The sequence below is a fragment of the Nonomuraea insulae genome (assembly GCF_042656245.1).
This window is the reverse complement of the sequence record NZ_JBHSPA010000052.1, coordinates 267,034-285,111: the sequence shown is the minus strand read 5'-3', so window position 1 is coordinate 285,111 and position 18,078 is coordinate 267,034. Positions and strand designations below refer to the sequence as shown.

The following is an 18,078-nucleotide window of genomic DNA, read 5'->3' as shown; positions in this document are numbered from 1 at the left end:
TCTCCCCCAAAGGGATCCCGTCGAAGTATGCCCCTAGCCGACTTTGCTCTCCCCCCGAAGGGAGCCCGCCGAAGCATGGCCCGAGCCGACCCCCAAAGGGACCCCCGCCGAAGTGCGGCGAGGTGTGGAAATGCGGAGGTCGGCTAAGGGACGAGTGTGAGTGACGGCCGCTGGTCGGGCAGGCCGATCAGTTCGCGTACGCGGGCGATGGGCCAGGCCAGCTCCCGCGCCAGCGTCGCGGCGCTCAGGCCGCTCTCCCGGGTGGCCACCTCGAAGGCGTGGGCGAGCAGGACGGGCTGCTCGCCGGGATAGCCGGAGACGGGCTCGTTGGTGAAGCCGGGCTGTTCGCGCAGGGCGTTGAGGCGTTGGTAGGCGCGTCCGGCGGCGGAGTCGGACAGCAGGCCGGTCTCGCGGCAGCGGTAGAGGAGCGAGTCGACCGACACCCCCCACGTCTGCCGCAACTGCGCCAGCCGCCGGAGGTCGGCGCGGGAGGGGAGGCAGGGCAGGATGCTGTCGCGGGGGGTGAGGAACTCGGCGGCGAAGGCGTCGGCCTCGCGTTCCTGGTGGCTGTCGCCGGCGGCGGTGTCGCCGTGGAGGACGAGGTGGCCCAGCTCGTGGGCGGCGGTGAAGCGGTGGCGGTAGATGTCGTCGAACCTGTTGGGCGTCAGCACCACGATCGGCCGGGGCAGGCTGGAGGTGGAGAAGGCGTCGACGGTCACCGCGTCGGGGTCGTGGCGGGGGAAGGCGACGACGATGCCGTGTGACTCCATGCGGCGTACGAGATGGCTGATCGGGCCGGTGCCGAGCCCCCAGTGGGCGCGCAGGGCGCGGGCCGCGCCCGCGGGGTCGCGTGGCAGGGCGGAGTGCATCTCGCCGCCCGCGAAGCCGGGCAGGTCGACGACCGGGAGCTGCACCCGCTTCTCCAGGGCGTAGGTCAGCTCCCACACCTGCTCGACGAACGCCACCGCCTTGGCCCGCTGGTAGGCGCGGGTGGAGCGCAGGCTGCGGAAATGGGCCATGGAGCCGTCGAGCTTGCCGTGCGGGCGGCCGGGCAGGAAGAACGCCGTCGGCACCGACAGCACCTCGGCCAGCGGCGGGATCAGGTCGGGGCGCGGGCGGGTGACCCCGGACTCGTATTGCCCGACCGCCGCGGGGGAGACGCCGAGGTGCTCGGCGACCTCCTTCTTGGTGAGCGCGGCCAGGTGGCGGGCCTGGGTGAGCCGCGTGGCGTCGAAGGCGTCGGCGACGGCCTGCGGCGTCGGCCCGCTCACCCCGGGCTCACGCACCGTCGGCGGCTTCCGGCCTGGCGCGGCCCCTGATGGGAGTCGCCTCGCTGACGGGTGCCGTGAGCCGGGCCGCGCCCCTGCGCGAATTGAGCTCGGGCGCGGGCAGGACGCCCTGGTCGAAGCCGGCCGCGCTGTCGCCGCGGGCGGGGACGGCGGCCTCCTGCGACACGGGGATCTCCTCGCAGTGGTGCCAGCGCAGGCTGCCGTTGCGGTCGAGCAGCTCGGCCTCGCCCCACCAGGCGTCGAGCAGCCCGGCGTGCGCGTTGCAGGCGTAGGCGATGAGCACGAGCTGGGTGTCCTCGGGCAGGTCGCCGAGCGCCTCAGCGACCGGCACGGCGTGCGGCGGCAGATCGTGCAACGCGAGCTGCCGCATCCGCGGCTCCGGCCCGAACCGGTTGAACAGGGCCTGCACCAGCGCCGAGGCCCGCCCGTCGCCGATGCGGGCGCTCATCACGTTGACCGACCGGTCCTTGGCGTAGCGGAAGGGGAACAGCAGCTTCCCGTCGAGCACCACCAGCTCGTGCGGCGACCCGCCGGGCTTGACGATGCGCACGTCGCCCACGTCTTCGAACGCCTCGGCCAGCGCCTCGAACTTGCGCGACATGAGCGTGAACCCGAACGGATGCAGGTGATCGGTGCCGGCCACCTTCTGGGCGTCGCGGGCATTCTCCAGCGCCACCGACAGCGCCTCGGCGACACCCTGTCTGATCTGGGGCACACGCTGCCCGAACGTGCCGTGAGCCCACTGGGACACCCGCATGCCCGACCTCCCGCTGACTTTATTTTCCAACATCATAGACCCGCCTCCGCTTCACGATGTCACTCCGCCACGCCGACGTCTTGTACGTCTTGCATTCTTGTATGACAATGTTGCGCGTCTGACAACAAGCCTGACGAGAGGTGTGTCACGATGCGAACGCCCGACTGGCCCCGTACGGCGACCCGATGGACGCAACTGACCCTGGCCGAGGACGACCCGGCGCATCTCGACGTGGACTTCTGGACCTCGGTGATGCGGGACAGCAAATCCAACGCGGTCTGCCTCAGCGCCGGCGGCTACATCGCCTACTATCCGACCCGCATCCCCTACCACCACCGCAGCACCCATCTGGGCGGCACCGACCCGTTCGGCGCGCTCGTCGAGGCGGCCAGGGGGCTGGGCATGCACGTCATGGCCAGGGTGGACCCGCACGCCGTGCACGCCGACGCGGCCACGGCGCATCCCGAGTGGCTGGCGTGCGACGCGCAGGGGGCGCCCATCGAGCATTGGTCCCATCCCGGCATCTGGCTGACCTGCGCCTTCACCGGCTACCACCGGGAGTTCATCACGGAGGTGGCGCGGGAGATCGTACGGGAGTACGACGTGGACGCGATCTTCGCCAACCGCTGGGAGGGGTACGGCGGCATCTCCTACAGCGAGGCCGCCCAGCGCTCGTTCCGCGACGACACCGGCTTCGAGCTGCCCAAGCGCGAGCACGACTCCTCCGACCCGGCCTGGCCCGCGTACGTGGCCTGGCGCCGCCGCAAGCTCAGCGAACTCGTCGCCATCTGGGACGCCGCGGTCAAGGACCTGCGGCCGAACGCCCGCTTCATCCCCAACCTGGGCGCGTTCGCCGCCCGAGACCTGGACGCCGAGCTGGTCAGACGCGTCTACCCGATGTTCGTGGTGGACAAGCAGGGCCGTTCCGGCATCGAGGCGCCATGGGTGGCCGGGCGGGTGGCCAAGCGCAGCCGCGGCCTGTTCCCCGACCGGCCTGTGGGGCTGATCACCTCGGTCGGGCCCGAGCACCACCAGCACCGGTGGAAGGACTCGGTGGCCCCGCCGGAGGAGACGCGTACGTGGATCGTGGACGGTTTCGCGCAGGGCGCGTTCCCGTGGTTCACCAAGTTCAACGCCACAGTCTCCGATCCCCGCTGGGTGCCGGCCGTGGTGGAGGCGTTCGGGCTGCACGCGCGGCTTGAGCCGGTGTTGTCGGCGATGCCGGTCACGGCCGAGGTCGCGCTGCTGGACCCGAGCAGGGCCGGGCAGCTCAGGACGGGGGCGGCGCACACCTTCCCCGACGAGGACGGGTTCTACCAGGCGCTGGTGGAGGCGCGGATCCCGTTCGAGTTCGTGGCCGACCAGGCGGTGACGGCCGAGCGGCTGCGGGCGTACAAGGTGCTGGTGCTCGCCAACGCCGAGCAGCTCGGCGACGCTGAGTGCCAGGCGATCCGCGAGTTCGTGGCCGCCGGCGGCGGCCTGGTGGCCGCGCACCAGTCCTCCCTGTACGACGAGCACGGCGACCCGCGCGGCATCTTCGGCCTGGCCGACGTCTTCGGCGTCGACCTGGTGAGCCCGGTCAGGGGCCCGGTGAAGAACAACTACATCGCCCTGACCGGAGGCGGCCACCCGGTCAGCGACGGGTTCGGCGGGGCCGAGCGCATCATCGGCGGCACCAGGCTGCTGGGAATCGAGGCCAGGGAGGGCACCCAGGTGCCGTTCCGCTTCGTGCCGGACTTTCCCGACCTGCCGATGGAGGAGCTGTACGCCCGGGAGGCGCCGGACGCCCCGGCGGTCGTCACCCGCCAGGACGGGGGCCGGGTGGCGTACATCGCGTTCGACGTCGGCGCGGTCTTCTGGGAGGCCCTGCAGGCCGACCACGGGCGGCTGATCGCCAACGCGGTGCGCTGGGCGCTCGGCGGCGAGCCGGAGGCCACCGTCCGCGGCACCGGCCTGGCCGACCTCGCCATCCGCCGCGACGCCGGCGGCGTGGCCGTGACCGTCGTGAACCTCACCAACCCCATGGCCATGCGCGGCGCCATCAGGGAGACCCTCCCGCTGCCCCCGCAGACCGTCTCCGTCGCGCTGCCCCCCGGGAAGAAGGGCGCGACGGCACGACTGCTGGTCGCGGAGACGGACGTCCCCGCCACGGTCCGCGACGGCCGGGTGGAGGTCGATCTCAAGGACGTGGGGCTCATCGAGGTCGTGCACCTGACCTGGGAGGACCGGTGAGCAGGCCGTGGTGGCGCGAGCCGTTCCGGATGTTCCAGACCAACCTCCGCGAAGTGGACGCCGGGCTGGACGTCGAGCGGGTGCTGGACTACCTGGAGGAGTTCGGCGCGAACGCCTGGCTGATCAGCGTCGGCGGCATCCTGTCCAACTACCCGACCGGCCTGGACTTCCAGACCCGCAACCCGCACCTGGCCGAGCGCCACTCGGGCGACCTGATCGGCGACGCGGTGGCGGCGGCCCGCCGCAGGGGCGTGCGGGTGCTGGCCCGCATGGACTTCTCCAAGATCGACCACCGGCGGGCCGAGGAACATCCCGAGTGGTGCTTCGTCTCCCCCGAGGGCGAGCGCCAGGTCTACAACGGGCTGACCAGCGTGTGCCCGAGCGGCGACTACTACCAGGTCAAGCTGTTCGAGGTGATCGGGGAGGTGCTCGACAGGTACGAGATCGACGGGTTCTTCCTCAACTGGATGTCCTTCAACGAGGTGGACTACAGCCGCCGCCATTGGGGCGTCTGCCACTGCCTGGCCTGCGCCCGCCGATACGGAGACGAACTACCCGAGAAGCCGGATCCGGCGTGGCGCCGGTTCGCGCACGACACGCTGGAGGACCTCAACGCCAGGATCAGGGCCGAGATCGCCAGGCTGAGGCCCGAGGCGGCGCTGATCCTGGGCGAGCACGCCGACATCGTCTTCCACGAGGCGAACAACGCCGTCGGCCGGCCCCTGTGGCATCACCGGACGAGCGAGCACGTCAGCGCGGCCAAGTCGTACCGGCCGGAGGTTCCCGTGCTGGTCAACTCGGTGGGGTTCGTGGACATGCCGTACCGGATGGCGGGGGAGGAGCCGTACCACTTCGCCCAGTATCTGCTCCAGGCGATCTCGCGGGGGGCGATCCCGTCCACGTACATCATGGGGACGCCCGACGACAGCCCGTACGAGTGCCTGGGCATCGGCGGTGAGATCACCCGCTTCCACCGCGACCACGCCGACGTCTACCGGGACCTGGTCTCCGAGGCGCGCACGCTGCTGGTCCGTCCCGATGGGGACCTCCGGGAGTTCCAGGGGTTGTACCTGGCGCTGCTGGAGCGGCACGTGCCGTTCGACGTGCTGCCGGAGGGCAAGCTGGCGGTGACCGACCTGTCCCGCTACGAGCTGGTCGTGCTGCCGGACGTCGGGGCGGTGGACTGCCCCGGGGTGCTGGACGCGTACGCGGAGGCGGGCGGAACCGTGCTGGCCACCGGCGAGGCGCACCTGGCCTGCCTGCCCGCCACCCCTCTGGCGAGCTACACCACCGAGGAGTCCGTACGCTCGCTGCACCTGCGCGGCGAGCGCGGCATGGTGCCCGTGATCGGCGCCTTCCACGTGGTCGAGCCGGCGGAGGGGGCGCGGACGGGCCTGCCCGCGATGTCCAGGGCCAGGTACGGCCCCCCGGAGAAGTGCCACGGCCACCTGGACACCGCCCACCCCGGCTGGCTGAGCGCCCCCTACGGCAGCGGCACGGGCATCCTGATGCCCTGGACCGTCGGCCGCGGCTACCGGGAGACCGGCCTGAGCGCGCACCGCGACCTGTTCGCCGACCGCCTGCCGCCCGGCCTGGCCATCGAGACGGGCCTGCCGGAGCAGGTGGAGATCGTCCCCGCCCGTGCGGCGGGGGAGACGCGGGTGATCCACCTGCTCAACCGCTCGGGCGACGCCGACCAGCGCTTCCGCCGCCCCCTGCCGATCGCCGAGTCGTGGCTGAAGCTCCCGTGGCCGGGCGAATGGCGGGCGCGCGCGTTGCGCGCCGACCACGAGTTGGAGGTCGACGGCGGGCGGGTGCGGCTGCCCGAGCTCGGCCTCTTCGAAATCCTGAAATTGTCAAACAAGTATTCATGACCTATTGACGGTCACGTTAGACAAATGAACACTGAGTCATCACCGGGGTAGCCGGTCCCCTGTGAGAGCGACGGGAGAAGACAGTGATGAGCGGACTCCATCGGCGGGGATTCCTGAAGCTGGCAGCGGCCGGAGCGCTGGGGGCCGGCCTCACGGCCTGCGGCGCGGGCGGCGGCTCCGACAGCGGCGGCGGCACCACGCTCAGGTACGCCTGGTGGGGCAACAACATCCGGCAGCAGAACTACTCGAAGGCCCTCAAGGAGTTCACCGCCAAGAACGCGGGCATCCAGGTCGAGCCGGAGTTCGCCGACTACGAGGCCTTCCAGGAGCGCATGACCACCCAGATGGCCGCCCGCGACGTGGCCGACATCTTCTGGGTCGCCTCACCGCAGGTGATGACCTACCACAAGAACAAGATCTACCGGCGCCTCGACGACATCCCGAGCCTCAACCTGGCCGACTACTCCAAGGAGGAGCTGGAGTCGTTCAAGCTGGGCGGTGAGCTCAACACGATGCCGTTCGGCATCTTCGTGCCCGTCATCCGCTACAACGAGACCTTCGCCAAGGAAGACGGCGTCGACCTGCCGCCGGACGACGCCGACTGGGAGGCGTGGTCGGCGTTCCTCATCGACTACGTCAAGGACAACCCGAAGCAGCGCAAGGGCATGCCGTACGAGCCCGACGCCGACCTGCCGTTCGAGGCCTGGCTGCGCCAGCACGGCGAGCAGCTCTGGACCCAGGACGGCGGGCCCGGCTTCACCGCCGACACCCTGCGGGCCTGGTTCGACTGGTGGGACAAGCTGCGCAGGGCCGGCGCCGTGATGTCGCTCAGCGAGCAGGAGGGCATGAGCCCCGACTGGGCGCTGGCCGGCAAGAAGGTGCTGGCCAAGGTGGGCAACTCCAACCACATCATCGACGACGCCAAGATGTTCCCCGACTACCGCTTCAAGCTGCGCGCCATGCCGGTGACCAAGGACGCCCAGGCCGGGCATGAGTTCCTCTACTTCCCCCGGATGGCGATCTATCAGGGCATCGACGATGAGAACGTCGAGGCCGCGGGCAAGCTCATCAGCTACAACACCAACGACCCGGCGATGATCAAGACCGTCGGGCTCACCATGGGCGCGCCGGTCAACCCCAAGGTCTTCCAGCAGACCCTCGACGGCGCGAAGGGCGACGAGAAGGAGATGCTCACCGTCGTCCAGGCCGGCCGGAAGGCCCAGCGTCGCCCCCGGTTCGAGGCGCCCCCGGGCAGCAGCACCTGGCGCACGGCCATGGCCAGGGTCGGCGAGGAGATCGCGCTCGGCCGGCTGAGCACCGCCGACGGCGCGAAACGGCTGCTCGACGAGATCCAGGCCGGCATCACCCGCGCCAAATAGGGGCCCCTGATGTCGAAGCTCCATCGCCAGGGCGGCGCCGCGCACGTCTTCCTCATCCCCTGGTGGCTCGGCCTCGTGCTGGTCACGGCCGTGCCCCTGCTCGCCTCCCTCTACCTGGCCTTCACCGACTACAACATCCTCAGCTCGCCGGAGTTCAACGGCCTGGAGAACTTCCGGCGCATGTTCCAGGACGAGTACTTCTGGGCCGCCGTCAAGGTGACGGTGATCTACGTCCTGATCTCCATCCCGCTGCAACTCGGCTTCGCGCTGCTGCTCGCCCTGATCCTCGACCGGGGCCTGCGCGGCCTGGCCTTCTACCGCAGCGCCTTCTACCTGCCCTCGCTGCTGGGCACCAGCGTCGCCGTGGCGATCCTGTGGCGGCAGATCTTCGGCGACGACGGCCTCGTCGACCGGGCGCTGTCGGTGTTCGGCCTGGAGCTGGGGAGCTGGTTGCAGAACCCGAGCCTGTCCCTGTCCACGCTGATCGTCCTCAACGTCTGGACGTTCGGCTCACCGATGGTGATCTTCCTGGCCGGACTCCGTCAGATCCCCGAGGAGTTGTACGAGGCCGCCAAGGTGGACGGCGCCACCGTCGTGCGCCAGTTCACCCGCGTCACGATCCCCCTGCTCACCCCGATCATCTTCTTCAACCTCATCCTGCAGACGATCGGCGCCTTCCAGACCTTCACCCAGGCCCACGTCGTCAGCGGCGGCACCGGAGGCCCCGCCAACTCGACGTTGTTCTACACGCTCTACATCTACCAGCAGGGATTCACGAACTTCGACATGGGCTACGCCTCCGCGCTGGCCTGGGTGCTGATGGCGGCCATCGGCCTGGTGACGGCCGTGCACTTCGTCCTGTCGAAGTACTGGGTCTTCTACGGAGACGACTGATGACGACCGCGACCACCTCGCTCGACTCCACGCGCACCGGCTTCCGCGCGGCCGTGCGGCGGCGCGGCCGCCGTGACCTGCTCAAGCACCTCGTCCTGGGCGTCTTCGTGCTGCTGATGCTCTATCCGCTGATCTGGATGATCGTCAGCTCGCTCAAGCCCGACCATCTGATCCTCACCGAGACCGGCCTCATCCCCAGCGAGGTCACCTTCGACAACTTCGTCAAGGGCTGGAACGCGCTCAACCGCCCCTTCACCGTCTTCATCCTCAACTCGCTGCTCGTCACCGTCGGCTCGATCATCGGGAACCTGTTCTCCTGCGCCCTGACCGCGTTCGCGCTGGCCAGGCTGGAGTTCAGGATGCGCAAGGTCTATCTCGCCATCACGCTGGTGTCGGTCATGCTGCCGCTGCACGTGCTGGTGATCCCGCAGTACATCTTCTTCTCGCAGCTCGACCTGGTGAACACCTACTATCCGCTGCTCATCCCGAAGTTCCTGGCCACCGACGCGTTCTTCATCTATCTGATGGTGCAGTTCATCAGGACCATCCCGCGTGACCTCGACCGCGCGGCCTGGATCGACGGCTCGGGCCCGTTCCGCACCTTCTGGTACGTGATCCTGCCGCTCATGCGGCCCGCCCTCGTCACCACCACGATCTTCACCTTCATCTGGACCTGGAACGACTTCTTCGTCCCGCTGATCTACCTGACCTCGCCGAAGATGTTCACGGTGCCGGTCGCGCTCAACTCCATGGTGTCCTCCGAGTCGCAGACCGGCGTGGGCATGTTGTTCGCGATGTCCCTCGTCTCGCTGCTGCCGGTGCTCATCTTCTTCGCCGTCGCCCAGAAACACCTCATCCGCGGCATCGCCACCACGGGGCTCAAATGAAGATCATCGTCACGGGAAAGCACGACGAGCTCACCCGCGGCCGCATCCGCCGGGCCGCCGGGGACGCGCACGTGGAGTTCACGCCCGATCTGGACGGCGGCATCGAGTCCGCGGACGCCGTCGTCGGCAACGTGCCGGACGCGCTGCTGGCCAGGGCGCCCAGGCTGCGCTGGGTGCACAGCCCCGCCGCCGGAGTGGACGCGGTCCTGTCGGACGGGCTGCTCGCGAGCGAGGTGACGCTCACCTCCTCGACGGGCAACGGCGCGATCCCGCTGGCCGAGCAGGCGATGTTGCTGGTGCTCATGCTCGACAGAGACGCGCCGCGCTGGTCGCGCGCCCAGGCCGAGCGCCGCTGGGACCGCCACGTGCACGGCGAGCTGGCGGGCGCGACCATCGGCCTGTACGGACTGGGCCACTCCGGCCTCGACCTGGCCGCCAAGGCGAAGGCGTTCCACATGAGGGTGCTCGGCATGCGCAGGTCCGCCAGGCCCGCGCCCGGCGTGGACGAACTCCTGGGCCAGGACGAGCTCCCCCGTTTCCTGGCCGAGTCCGACTACGTGGTGGTCACCGCGCCGCTCACACCCGCCACGACAGGACGGTTCGACCGGGCCGCGTTCGCGGCGATGAAGCGTACGGCGTGCTTCGTCTGCGTCTCGCGCGGCGGCATCGCCGACGACGAGGCCCTGATCGACGCCCTGCGACGGGGCGAGATCGCCGGCGCGGGGCTGGACGCGCACGGCGTGGAGCCGCTGCCCGCCGATAGCCCGTTCTGGACCCTGCCGAACGTGATCGTCACCCCGCACAACGGCGCGACCACGGCGGAGACGGCCCGGCGGGGGCTGGACATCATGCTCGACAACCTGGGCCGGTTCGCCCGGGGCGAGGAGCTGCGTAACGTCGTCGACAAGGCCGCCGGATACTGAGAGGACCAGTATACTTGTCTGACGATTTACCGATTTCTGAGAGGGAGTTCCATGGACGGTAAGACCAGCTTTCCTCTCGGACCGTCATCCCTCACGGAAGCGCTCTACGCCTCGGTCCGCAAGCGCATCGTCAACGGCGAGATCGCTCCGGGGGAGAAGCTCACCGAGATCCGCATCGCCAACGAATACAGCGTCGCGCGCCCCACTGCCAAGGCCTGCCTGGAGCGGCTGACCGCGCTGGGGCTGCTGCGCCGCACCACGCACAAGACCGCCATCGTCCCCAAGCTGGACGAGGACGAGATCCGCGACCTGTTCTTCAGCCGCGCGACCGTCGAGCGCGCGGCGGTCGCGGCGCTCGCCGGCACGGCCACGTTGCCCCCCGAGGCCGTGCGCGCGCAGGCGGCGATGAAGGCGGCGGCCGGCGCCCCGGCCATTCACGGGGCCTTCGCCAACCAGGTCGAGGCCGACATCGCCTTCCACTCCGCGCTGGTGGCCGCCGTCGGGAGCCGCCGCCTGTCGCGGATGCACGAGGTCATCCTGGGCGAGGTGCACCTCACCATGGGCCAGTTCCAGGCCCACCGCACCACCCACCCGATGAACGTCTCCAACGAGCACGACGAGATCCTCGAGGCCATCGGCGACGGCGACCCCGAGCGGGCGCAGCAGTGCCTGGCCCACCATCTCGACCAGGCCCAGGGCCGGCTGCTCGGCCAGCTCCGCCGCGAACGATCAGAACCGCAATCGCAATCGGAATCAGAAGAGGCCCGCACATGACCGAGCTTGTCGAGGCCGACGGAGGAGGACTCATGACGAAGTGGACCGTCAACTGCTCCATCCTCTACACCGGCCTGCCGCTCCTGGAACGCCCGGCCGCCGCCGCGGCCGACGGGTTCACGGCGGTCGAGTTCTGGTGGCCGTGGCCGGTCGCGGTGCCCGGTGACCGTGAGGTGGAGGCGTTCGTCCGCGCGGTCGAGGCCGCCGGCGTACGCCTGACCGGGCTCAACTTCTTCGCCGGCGACATGCCGGGCGGTGACCGTGGCCTGGTGTCCTGGCCTGATCGCTCGCGTGAGCTGCTCGACAACATCCCCATGGTGGCGGCCATCGGGGAGCGGCTCGGGTGCCGCGCCTTCAACGCCCTGTACGGCAACCGCGTCGAGGGGACCGACCCCAAGGAGCAGGACGACCTGGCCCTGGAGCTGCTGACCGCCTGCGCGCGGGGAGTGACGGGCACCGTGTTGCTGGAGCCGGTCAGCGGGGCGCCGCGCTATCCGCTGCTGACGGCCGACGACGCCGTGGGCGTGCTCGACCGGCTCGACGCGCCGAACGTGGGCCTGCTGGCCGACTTCTACCACCTGGCCGTCAACGGTGACGACGTGCCGGCCGCCATCGGGCGGCACGCCGCGCGCGTCGCCCACGTGCAGATCGCCGACTCGCCCGGCAGGGGCGCGCCCGGCTCCGGCGCGTTGCCGCTGCGGCAGTGGATCTCCGACGTGCACGGTGCCGGATATGACGGATATATCGGCCTTGAATACCGCTCGGAGGAGCCGGACGCGTTCGCCTGGTTGCCCCGGGACGAGCGGGCCGCAGACACGGAAGGATCATCGACGTGAGCGCCATCGCCTTCATCGGCCTCGGCATCATGGGCGGCCCCATGGCCGTCCACCTGGTCAAGGCCGGGCATGCCGTGACCGGCTACAACCGCACGCCAGAGAAGGCGAAGCCGCTGGCCGCGGCAGGGGGGCGGGCGGCGGAGTCGATCGCCGCCGCCGTGACCGGGGCCGAGGTGGTCGCGCTCATGGTGCCCGACTCGGCCGACGTCCAGGACGTGCTGACCGGCGAGGACGGCGTGTTCGCGCACGCCGCACCCGGCACGCTGATCATCGACTTCTCCTCGATCCGCCCCGACGTCACGCGCGAGCTGGCCGAGGAGGCGGGCCGCCGGGGCCTGCGCTACCTCGACGCCCCCGTCTCGGGCGGCGAGGCGGGCGCCAGGAACGCGGCCCTGTCGATCATGGTGGGCGGGGACGCCGCCGACTTCGAGGCCGCCGGGCCGATCTTCGACGCGGTCGGCAAGACCGTCGTGCACGTCGGGCCGAGCGGCTCCGGGCAGACGGTCAAGGCCGCCAACCAGCTCATCGTGGCGGCCAACATTGAGGCGCTGGCGGAGGCGGTGGTGTTCCTGCGGGCCTACGGGGTGGACCTGGAGGCGGCGCTGGAGGTGCTCGGCGGAGGGCTGGCCGGCTCCGCCGTGCTGACGCAGAAGGGCGCCAACATGGTCGGGCACTCCTTCGAGCCCGGCTTCCGCATCGCCCTGCACCACAAGGACATGGGCATCGTCACCTCGGCCGCCCGCGAGGCCGGCGTGGTGCTGCCGCTCGGGGCGCTGGTGGCCCAGCTCGTGGCCTCGGCGAACGCCACCGGCGACGGCTCGCTCGACCATTCCGCGCTGCTGCGCGGCGTCGAACGTCTCTCGGGCACGCCGTAAAGGGAGTTCCAGATCTGTCACTCTAAGTGACAAGGCGACTAACTCAGCGTAATTGCCGCTGCTTAGTTGTGGGCCATGTTCTCCATCATGTCCCGCCGCTTCGCAGCGGCCGTCGCAACCATGACCGTCCTGGCCCTGGTTCCGGCGACCGGCGCGGGCGCCGCCACTCCCACCGAGCTCCCTCCTCCCTCGTCCGCGGCCGTCGCGTACGCCGAGCTGCAGCAGCTCTCCGTCGCCCAGCCCGGCTCGATGGCCGGCTACAGCCGCGCCCGCTTCCCGCACTGGTCCTATCAGGGCAACGCCTGCGACACCCGCGAGGTCGTGCTCGCCCGCGACGGCGTGGACGTCAAGCAGGACGAGGCCTGCCGCTCCATCGCGGGCATCTGGTACAGCGAGTACGACGGCAGGGAGTTCACCAGCTCCTCCGCCCTCGACATCGACCACATGGTGCCGCTGGCCCAGGCCTGGCGCTCCGGCGCGAACACCTGGAGCGACGCCGAGCGCAGGCGGTTCGCCAACGACCTCGACGGGCCGCAGCTCATCGCCGTCTCGGCCTCCTCGAACCGGTCCAAGGGCGACCAGTCCCCCGACCAGTGGCGGCCCCCGCTGCGCAGCTACTGGTGCACCTACAGCCGGGCCTGGATCGACATCAAGTCCCGCTACAACCTCACCATCACCGCCGCCGAGCAGGACGCGCTCGTGGAGATGGTGGGAACCTGCGGCCCGAACGGAGCGTGAGTGTCCGCGCGGACCTACGAGAGCAGCGTCGTCGCCGGCCCCGGCGGGGTGATGACCGATGAGGTCGGCGTCATCACCGGCGAGGTGACCGTGCGCACGGAGGTGACGGGCGGCCAGGCCACGGTACACATCCAGTACCTGGACGCCGACGAGTGGTACGAGATCGAGGGCAGCCCCCTGGGCCCCGTCGACCCCGGGCCACACCTCCACCAGGAGATCGTCCAGGCGGTACGGCAGGGCATGCCGGACGGCCTGACGGCCTTCCACCCGGCCACCTGACCCACCCGGCCACCTGAGCCTGGCCACCTGAGCCTGGCCACCTGAGCCTGGCCACCTGACCCACCCGGCCCGGCCCCGGCGACACCCGAACGGCGTCGCCGGGGCCTTCACACCTCAGCCGTGGTCGGACGAGCGCCGGATCAGCTCCTCCGCGGTCATCGCCTCGCCGGGCGGGACCGGCGCCGGATGGGCACGCATGCCCGCCAGCACCAGACGTACAGTCCGGCCTCGCAGCTCCTCGCCCAGGTCGGCGGGCAGCGTGGGCAGACCGCGGACGAGCAGCCCGACCACCCCCATGACATCCCCGGCCCCGACGTCGGGGCGCAGCGCCCCCTCGTCGTGGGCGGCGCCGACGATCTGGTCGAGGGCCTTCAGCAGGCGGGCACGGCCCGCCTCGATCTCGGGTGCGGCGGGCACCCCGTGCGCCCGCGACCCCGCGACCGACACGAGCAGGTCCAGCCGCTGCCCCGCGCAGCGGTCCACGAACCTGCTCAAGGAGTCCCAGGCCCAGGTCTCCTCCTCGCGTGCCTCCTCGGCCAGCGCGACCATGCGGTCCAGGCCGTCGGAGAACACGGCGTGGACCAGGCTGTCGCGGTCGGGGAAATGCCGCTGGAGGGCGTCCGATCCGGTCAGCCGCGCCACTTCGTCCAGAGAGGCGCCGGGGCCCTGCTCGGCGAACACCCCCCGGGCCGTGTCGATGATCAGCTTCCGATTCCACTTGGCGTCCGCTTGCAGGTGGCCCGGCGCGCCCATAGGGTCTGCCGCCTCTCGCTCGACTTCACTTCTCCCAGCAGCCTAACGTGAGCCACGGGAGAGGGTTTCCTCAGTTCGGCTCGGCGAACTGCTCGGCCCCGACGGTGAGCCCGTGGCCGTGGCGACTGCGACGGCGCACATCACGGAGATCAGGCGGGAGTGAGAGCCGGGCCTCAACTAGCCGGCCACTCTCGGGGTACGTGCAGGTCATGACGCATATCATCGAGCGCGAAGCCGTCCAGGACCTGCTCGCCACCAAGGAGGCGCAGCTCGTCGAGGTGCTGCCGGAGCGCGAATACTCCTGGGCGCACCTGCCACGGGCCGTCAACGTGCCACTCGGCGCCATCGACCGCGCGTCGGAGCTGGATCCGGGGCGCCCTGTCATCGTCTACTGCCACGACGCGCTGTGCGACCTGAGCCCGCGCGCCGCCCACCGCCTCGACCGGCTGGGCTTCGGCGAGGTCTACGACTACGGGCTGGGCAAGATGGACTGGCTGTCGGCCGACCTGCCCTACGACGGGCACGCCGCCCTGGTCTCCCAGAGCGTGCGCCGCGACCCGGTGACCGCCCTGCTGGACGACCCGCTGGGCGCGCTCACCGAGCGCATCATCGCCGACCCCGCAGGGATCGCCGTCGTCGTGGACGAGGACGACGTCGTCCAGGGCACGATCGGCTCGCGCGAGCTCAGGGGCGCCGACCTCGACGCCACGGCCGAGAGCGCCATGCGGCTCGGCGCCACCACCGTACGCCCGAGTGAGGAGCTCGAACCCCTGATCCAGCGCATGGACCGGGCGAAGGTGGACCACGTGGTGGTCACTCAGGCGGACGGGACGCTGGTGGGCCTGTTCGGCCTCGGCGACGCACGTCCGCCAGAGAGCGACTCCGACCAGGGTTAGGACCTGCGGTCGAGGCGGAACGAGGGCTGCCCGGGGGAGCCCGGCTGGGCGTCCAGCGCCTTGTCATCGAGGATCTGCACCGCGTCCTCGGCGACGAACACGCGTACATCCTCCTTCTCGACCACCTGGTCACCCTGCTGCGGCGTGCTCGCCAGGGAGACCTCCAGAGTCCCGGCCTCGTCGGCCTTCGGGGCGATGCGCAGGCCCGCGTCCTCGGGCACGTCCTCGCCCACCATGAGGTCGCGGATGGCGACGACGGCGTTGTCGGTCAATGTCAGCACGGCTTGCTCCTTTACGTCGTGAGCCCTCCGACTCCCCTCTGACCTGGGAGGCAAACACATGCGCCGACCGGTTGCGGGTAGCGGGGCGGCATGGGTAAGACCGATGGAGCCGTCCTGGACGCGCTGCTCGACCGCTACGGCCGCACATACGCCCGCGAGGCCGGCATCAAGCTTTCCGACCAGCCGAAACCGCTCTACCAACTGCTCGTCCTGGCCACCCTGCTCAGCGCGCGCATCTCGGGGCAGGTCGCGGTCGCGGCCGCCAGGGAGTTGTACGCCGCCGGATACGGCACACCCAAGGCCATGCGGGAGTCGAGCTGGCAGGACCGGGTGGACGCGCTGGGCCGCGGCCACTACCGGCGCTACGACGAGCGCACCGCCACGATGCTCGGCGACGGGGCCGGCCTGATCGTCGAGCGCTGGAAGGGCGACCTGCGCCGCCTGCGCGACGAGGCCGGGGGCGACGACAGGAGGATCGCCTCGCTGCTGATGGAGTTCCCCGGCATCGGGCCGATGGGGGCCGACATCTTCCTGCGCGAGGTCCAGGCCGTCTGGCCGCAGGTCGCGCCGCACCTGGACAAGCAGGTCCTGGACGGCGCGGGCAAGCTCGGGCTGCCCCGCCAGGCCCGCTCGCTGGCGAAGCTGGCCCACGGAGGCGACGAGCTCGCGCGGTTGTCGGCGGCACTCGTACGGGTCTCGCACGACAAGAAGTCCGTGAACGACGTCAAGTCGGCCGCGGCCCGATGACCATGACGGGATAGGTTCGGCACATGGGTGAGTTTGTGAGCGTCGAGGTGGCCGACCAGATCGCCACGATCCGTCTTGACCGTCCGAAGATGAACGCCCTCAACGGCCAGGTCCAACAGGAGATCGCCGAGGCCGCCGGGCTCGTGGACGGAGATCCGCAGGTGCAGGCCGTGATCCTGTACGGCGGGGAACGGGTGTTCGCCGCCGGCGTGGACATCAAGGAAATGGCCGACATGCCGTACGCCGCCATGGCCGCCCACTCCGGCGCGCTCCAAGGCTGCTTCACCGCGGTCGCCAGGATCGGCAAGCCCGTCATCGCCGCCGTCACCGGCTACGCCCTGGGCGGCGGTTGCGAGCTCGCCCTCTGCGCCGACTTCCGGGTCGCGGGGGAGTCGGCCAAGCTGGGGCAGCCGGAGATCCTGCTCGGCCTCATCCCCGGCGCGGGCGGCACCCAGCGCCTGCCCCGCCTGATCGGCCCGGCCCGCGCCAAGGACCTCGTCTTCACCGGCCGCCACGTCGCGGCCGCCGAGGCCCTCGCGATGGGCCTGGTGGACCGGGTGGTGCCCGACGAGCAGGTCTACACCGCCGCACTCGAATGGGCCGCCACCTTCGTGGGCGGGGCGAGCGTCGCCCTGCGCGCCGCCAAGCAGGCGATCGACCAGGGCCTGGAGACCGACCTCGACACCGGCCTGGAGATCGAGCGCCTGCAGTTCTCGGGCATGTTCGCGACAGACGACGCCAGGATCGGCATGCGGGCGTTCACGGAGAAGTCCAAGCCCAAGTTCACGGGTCGGTAGGTCAGGCGAACAGCTCATCGACGGTCAGGGCGGTCGCCGCCCGGTGTGCCCAGTCGTCGAGCTGCTCCTGGTCGGCGCACGAGGTGATGGCCGTGAGCGCGTCGTCCGTGATGCCCACGCCGCGCGCCCGCAACACGGTCAGCACGGCCCGCGCCTTGCCTTCCGACAACCCGGCGGCGCGTCCCCTGCTGAAGTGCTCGCGGGCGAACGGGCTGTGAACCGGCCATGCGGCGGACGACATGATCTCCTCCAGGACGCGCCGGACGTCGGCGGACGCCAGGCGATAGGCGTATTCGTAGTAGCGGGCGCCGTGGCACTCCTCCACCTTCGACAGCGCCCCCAGGAACGTCTCCACGACCTTCTCGTCGCTCCCGTGGGCCAGCACGGACACCACCGACAACTCCAGGCGGTCGGCGGCCTCCGAGACGTCCTCGATGGGCGCGATCTGCTCGGGCCCGACGACGAGCGGGTGCAGCACGTACCCCGGCAGACTTGTGACCACGGGTTGCGAGGCCCAGTCGGAGACCCGCGGGTCGGGCACGAGCACGAGCACCAGCACCGGGCGGTTCAGCCGTAGCCAGAGCGCGGCGCTGCGCCGCGCCCAGCCCTGCCGGTCCTCCTCCGACACGGACCGTTGCAACTCCACGATGACGCCGTGCGCCGGCTCCGCCACGAAGAACGGGTCCTGGCCGGGGAGCGGCACGCCGCCGTCATCGGGGATGACCTCGATCAGGCTGTGCGGCGGCAGATCGATGTCGAAGACCTCGCCCAGCAGCTCGACGGCGAGGGTGGGCCGGTTCCGAAACAGGGCGTTCAACGCATCATGCACGGAGGAGGGCATGTCGCGGAACGTTAGCATCCATGCAC

The 18,078-nt window shown here is 70.6% G+C and carries 19 protein-coding genes; 14 read left to right on the top strand and 5 right to left on the bottom strand.

Annotated features, from left to right (window positions below):
• Window positions 1-143 precede the first annotated feature (143 nt).
• Window positions 144-1,286: a helix-turn-helix domain-containing protein gene (locus tag ACFPZ3_RS41245; RefSeq protein WP_379519803.1), complete on the bottom strand. Its 1,143-nt coding sequence runs from the start codon at window positions 1,284-1,286 to the stop codon at window positions 144-146.
• A complete protein-coding gene (locus tag ACFPZ3_RS41240) occupies window positions 1,279-2,046 on the bottom strand; it encodes a hypothetical protein (protein ID WP_379519802.1) in 768 nt (255 codons plus the stop codon). The genes ACFPZ3_RS41245 and ACFPZ3_RS41240 overlap by 8 nt, the downstream gene beginning before the upstream one ends.
• A gap of 150 nt (window positions 2,047-2,196) precedes the next feature.
• Between ACFPZ3_RS41240 and ACFPZ3_RS41235 the strand changes: the two genes are divergently transcribed.
• The 11 genes from ACFPZ3_RS41235 (at window position 2,197) to ACFPZ3_RS41185 (ending at window position 13,737) form a co-directional block, all read left to right on the top strand.
• Window positions 2,197-4,278: a family 10 glycosylhydrolase gene (locus tag ACFPZ3_RS41235; RefSeq protein WP_379519801.1), complete on the top strand. Its 2,082-nt coding sequence runs from the start codon at window positions 2,197-2,199 to the stop codon at window positions 4,276-4,278.
• Window positions 4,275-6,152, top strand: a complete 1,878-nt coding sequence (locus ACFPZ3_RS41230; protein WP_379519800.1) for a hypothetical protein — start codon at window positions 4,275-4,277, stop codon at window positions 6,150-6,152. The genes ACFPZ3_RS41235 and ACFPZ3_RS41230 overlap by 4 nt, the downstream gene beginning before the upstream one ends.
• Window positions 6,153-6,238: 86 nt before the next feature.
• Entirely contained in the window at window positions 6,239-7,531 is a 1,293-nt protein-coding gene (locus ACFPZ3_RS41225) for an ABC transporter substrate-binding protein (RefSeq protein WP_379519799.1), read from the top strand.
• Between the two features lie 9 nt (window positions 7,532-7,540).
• On the top strand, window positions 7,541-8,425 hold the full coding sequence (locus ACFPZ3_RS41220; protein ID WP_379519798.1) for a carbohydrate ABC transporter permease: 885 nt from the start codon (window positions 7,541-7,543) through the stop codon (window positions 8,423-8,425).
• Window positions 8,425-9,312, top strand: coding sequence for a carbohydrate ABC transporter permease (locus ACFPZ3_RS41215; protein WP_379519797.1), 888 nt, complete (start codon window positions 8,425-8,427; stop codon window positions 9,310-9,312). Before ACFPZ3_RS41220 ends, ACFPZ3_RS41215 begins: the two co-directional genes overlap by 1 nt.
• Entirely contained in the window at window positions 9,309-10,235 is a 927-nt protein-coding gene (locus ACFPZ3_RS41210; protein WP_379519796.1) for a D-2-hydroxyacid dehydrogenase, read from the top strand. Before ACFPZ3_RS41215 ends, ACFPZ3_RS41210 begins: the two co-directional genes overlap by 4 nt.
• A 51-nt stretch (window positions 10,236-10,286) precedes the next feature.
• Window positions 10,287-11,009: a GntR family transcriptional regulator gene (locus ACFPZ3_RS41205; protein ID WP_379519795.1), complete on the top strand. Its 723-nt coding sequence runs from the start codon at window positions 10,287-10,289 to the stop codon at window positions 11,007-11,009.
• 32 nt (window positions 11,010-11,041) lie between these two features.
• On the top strand, window positions 11,042-11,845 hold the full coding sequence (locus ACFPZ3_RS41200; RefSeq protein WP_379519794.1) for a hydroxypyruvate isomerase family protein: 804 nt from the start codon (window positions 11,042-11,044) through the stop codon (window positions 11,843-11,845).
• Complete coding sequence (locus ACFPZ3_RS41195) at window positions 11,836-12,720, top strand: 2-hydroxy-3-oxopropionate reductase (protein ID WP_379519831.1); 885 nt, start codon at window positions 11,836-11,838, stop codon at window positions 12,718-12,720. Before ACFPZ3_RS41200 ends, ACFPZ3_RS41195 begins: the two co-directional genes overlap by 10 nt.
• An 87-nt stretch (window positions 12,721-12,807) precedes the next feature.
• The gene (locus ACFPZ3_RS41190; RefSeq protein WP_379519793.1) at window positions 12,808-13,458 is read left to right on the top strand and encodes an HNH endonuclease family protein; all 651 of its coding nucleotides are present in this window, start codon (window positions 12,808-12,810) and stop codon (window positions 13,456-13,458) included.
• Window positions 13,459-13,737: a hypothetical protein gene (locus tag ACFPZ3_RS41185; protein WP_379519792.1), complete on the top strand. Its 279-nt coding sequence runs from the start codon at window positions 13,459-13,461 to the stop codon at window positions 13,735-13,737. It abuts the gene before it with no gap.
• Between the two features lie 114 nt (window positions 13,738-13,851).
• Here ACFPZ3_RS41185 and ACFPZ3_RS41180 read toward each other — a convergent pair whose 3' ends face one another.
• The gene (locus ACFPZ3_RS41180) at window positions 13,852-14,490 is read right to left on the bottom strand and encodes a TetR/AcrR family transcriptional regulator (RefSeq protein WP_379519791.1); all 639 of its coding nucleotides are present in this window, start codon (window positions 14,488-14,490) and stop codon (window positions 13,852-13,854) included.
• 209 nt (window positions 14,491-14,699) lie between these two features.
• On the opposite strand from ACFPZ3_RS41180, the gene ACFPZ3_RS41175 reads away from it, so the two are divergent.
• A complete protein-coding gene (locus tag ACFPZ3_RS41175) occupies window positions 14,700-15,386 on the top strand; it encodes a rhodanese-like domain-containing protein (RefSeq protein ID WP_379519790.1) in 687 nt (228 codons plus the stop codon).
• Here the strand turns inward: ACFPZ3_RS41175 and ACFPZ3_RS41170 are convergent.
• Window positions 15,383-15,667 (bottom strand): Fe-S cluster assembly protein HesB, encoded by a 285-nt coding sequence (locus tag ACFPZ3_RS41170; protein WP_379519789.1) that lies wholly within the window; start codon window positions 15,665-15,667, stop codon window positions 15,383-15,385. The two genes, ACFPZ3_RS41175 and ACFPZ3_RS41170, sit on opposite strands and share 4 nt — an antisense overlap.
• A gap of 90 nt (window positions 15,668-15,757) precedes the next feature.
• Between ACFPZ3_RS41170 and ACFPZ3_RS41165 the strand changes: the two genes are divergently transcribed.
• Window positions 15,758-16,414, top strand: a complete 657-nt coding sequence (locus ACFPZ3_RS41165; protein ID WP_379519788.1) for an HhH-GDP family DNA glycosylase — start codon at window positions 15,758-15,760, stop codon at window positions 16,412-16,414.
• 23 nt (window positions 16,415-16,437) lie between these two features.
• Entirely contained in the window at window positions 16,438-17,211 is a 774-nt protein-coding gene (locus ACFPZ3_RS41160) for an enoyl-CoA hydratase/isomerase family protein (protein WP_379519787.1), read from the top strand.
• 1 nt (window position 17,212) lies between these two features.
• Here the strand turns inward: ACFPZ3_RS41160 and ACFPZ3_RS41155 are convergent, their stop codons facing one another.
• Entirely contained in the window at window positions 17,213-18,052 is an 840-nt protein-coding gene (locus ACFPZ3_RS41155) for a hypothetical protein (RefSeq protein WP_379519786.1), read from the bottom strand.
• Window positions 18,053-18,078: the final 26 nt, after the last annotated feature.